At 63.7% G+C, this 2,685-nt stretch carries 2 protein-coding genes; both read left to right on the plus strand.

Translation table 11 applies throughout. From position 1 onward, the window contains the following. The first annotated feature begins 199 nt into the window (after positions 1-199). Positions 200-1,015 (plus strand): hypothetical protein, encoded by an 816-nt coding sequence (locus ACE4YL_RS08290; protein WP_461369496.1) that lies wholly within the window; start codon positions 200-202, stop codon positions 1,013-1,015. 117 nt (positions 1,016-1,132) lie between these two features. Continuing rightward, positions 1,133-2,533, plus strand: a complete 1,401-nt coding sequence (locus ACE4YL_RS08295) for an IS1380 family transposase (RefSeq protein WP_461369497.1) — start codon at positions 1,133-1,135, stop codon at positions 2,531-2,533. The last annotated feature ends 152 nt before the right edge of the window (positions 2,534-2,685 follow it).

Raw genomic sequence — 2,685 nt, forward strand, 5'->3', positions numbered from 1 at the left:
CTCACCATTCTCCCTGGTCAGAGGGGCATTCTCGGCTCAGGACACGCCCACCCAGACACCCCCAAACCCATGATCAACGGTGGATCAGGGCTGAACGAGAGTCCTCTCGATCACCGATTTGTCCATTGCCTGCGCTTCCAAATGTCACGAGCCCGTATGGGGCCGGATGGCAGGCACGTCAGGAAGGGGATTCCCACCCATGAAAGCTCTCAGGCGTCTGGTCGCAGTGGCTGCCGTCGCAGCCTTGGCGATAGGACTCGCACCACCAGCCCTTGCCGCTCCCGACGACTCGGTCGACATCCCGGACTACGGACTCCAGGAATGCATCGCCCATTTTCTCGAAGTGGAGCCGGCGCCAACCTATACCGAGGGGCAACTGGCGAGTCTGGAGAGCCTCAATTGCAGAGACGACTATTGGGGGACTGTCCACGACCTATCCGGGCTCGAGCACGCGAGCAACCTGACCTCACTGGCCATCTATGGCTACGATCTGGCGGACGTCGCTCCATTGAGGGACCTGCCACTCACCGAGTTGACTCTGGCGACCGAGAGCCTGCTCGACCTGGCGCCCCTGGCGGGCAAGGACACACTCCAATCGCTCAGTTATTCCTCGACCGTCACACCGCCGAACGTCCCGGTCTTTCCCCAGTTGACCAAGCTCGAGTGGTCCTACTTCCCGCTATCGGCGACATCAGCCGCGAACCTGCCAAAGCTGGACCACTTCATCTATTGGGGCAGTACCGAGACCAATGGTTCATTGACGCTGCCGTCTTTGCCCGAACTGAACGAGCTCGAGATTCACGACGTACCGATGTCAGTCATTGCGGCCGCAACTCTGCCCAAGCTGACCAGCCTCAAATTCTGGCCGGTTTCGGAGGTCGACGATCCAACGCCGTTGCCGCTCCTACCCGAACTCACCGAACTCGAACTTCACGAGGTGCCGATGTCCGCCATCGCCGATGCGGACCTCGCGAAACTGACCAGCCTCACCTACTCAGCCCTGATCCACCGTTGATCATGGGTTTGGGGGTGTCTGGGTGGGCGTGTCCTGAGCCGAGAATGCCCCTCTGACCAGGGAGAATGGTGAGTGTCTAGATCATCATTCGAGCCGGTCAAGAAGGGGCACCTCGTAGTGCGAGTATCTCATAGGGTTCAGCCGGTGTTCGATGATCCGAACCTGGTCGGCTACGCGGGTCTGGTCCCGGCGCTCGCGCTGGCGGAATCGGCTGGTTTGCATGAGTTGTTGGGTGAGCAACTATCGGTGGAGTCGCCGAATGCGGTGGTGAAGTCGGTCGGTGTGGTGGCGGGGATGTTGGCCGGTGCGGACAGCATCGACGACCTGGACCGGCTGCGGCATGGTGGCATGGACAAGTTGTTCGACGGCATCCGGGCACCGTCGACGTATGGCAGCTTCCTGCGGTCATTCACCCACGGTCATGTCAAGCAGCTGGACGCGGTCAGCTCCCGGCTGCTGGCTCGGCTCACGGCGCGGGCGCCGGGCCTGCTCGGTGGCGGTACCGACCCGGAGGGGATCGGCTTCGTGGATCTGGACGACACGATCCGGCAGGTCCACGGCTACGCCAAACAGGCCGCGGCCTACGGTTACAACAAGACCTACGGGTTGAACGCGATGCTCGCGGTGATCTCGACGCCGTTAGCGGCGCCGGTGATCGTGGCGTCGTCGTTGCGGAAGGGGAACACGGCGTCGGGGAAGGGCTCGGCGGCGATGCTGACCCGGGCGGTGACCACAGCCAGGAAGGCTGGGGTCACGGCCCGCCTGTTGGGCCGGGCCGATTCGGCGTTCTACCGCCACGACCTGGTCGCGGCCATGGTCAAAGCGGGGATGTGGTTCTCGGTGACGGTCAGGTTGAACAAGGCCGTGACCGGCGCGATCACCCGGATACCGGAGGAGGCGTGGACCCCGATCCAGTACCCGAACGCGGTCTGGGAGAACGATCCATCCTTGCCCGAAGGCGGGTATTGGGTCTCGGATGCCGAGGTCGCCGAGACCTGCTTTGTGGCGTTCTCCTCCAAGAAGAAGGCCCACCGGATCCGGTGCCGGCTGGTCGTGCGCCGGGTCCGACGACTCCAGCCGAAAGCCAGCGATGGCACGGTGCAGGGTGAGCTGTTCGCCGCGTATCGGCACCACGGGTTCATCACCAACTCCACCCTGTCCACGGTCGCCGCCGACCAACATCATCGTGGTCACGCGATCATCGAACAAGTCATCGCCGAGCTCAAGGACGGACCGTTGGCGCACCTCCCCTCCGGGAAGTACACCGCGAACGCCGCGTGGCTGGCTTACGCGGTGACCGCGTTCAACCTGTCCCGCGCCCTCGGTGTCCTTGCCGGCAAGCGGCATGCCCGGGCCCGGGCGGCGACCATCCGGGACGAGCTGATCCAGTTGCCCGGCCGGATCGCGAACCATGCCCGAAACCAGATCGTGCACCTACCAACCGACTGGCCCTGGGAACACGCCTGGCAGCAGATGTTCGACCATACGACCCGGCCACCACCGGCACTGGCCGCCTGACCGATCCGCCCCAACGGGCCCAACCGAGGAACCGATAGTGGAAATGCCGGGCAGACCGGCGAACCTGTCACACCCAAACCAGCAAGCCCCAAGAAACCCTCCGCTGAAGTCCCGCCGGAAATCACCACCGAATAAGGCTCGGTGGATCAGGG

The organism is Candidatus Darwinibacter acetoxidans, assembly GCF_041936445.1.
In the GTDB taxonomy this organism is placed as follows: domain Bacteria; phylum Bacillota; class Limnochordia; order Darwinibacteriales; family Darwinibacteriaceae; genus DTU010.

Excerpts from the sequence above, each read along its gene's own strand:
- ACE4YL_RS08290 (WP_461369496.1), top strand. The coding sequence starts at position 200 with ATGAAAGCTCTCAGGCGTCTGGTCGCAGTGGCTGCCGTCGCAGCCTTG.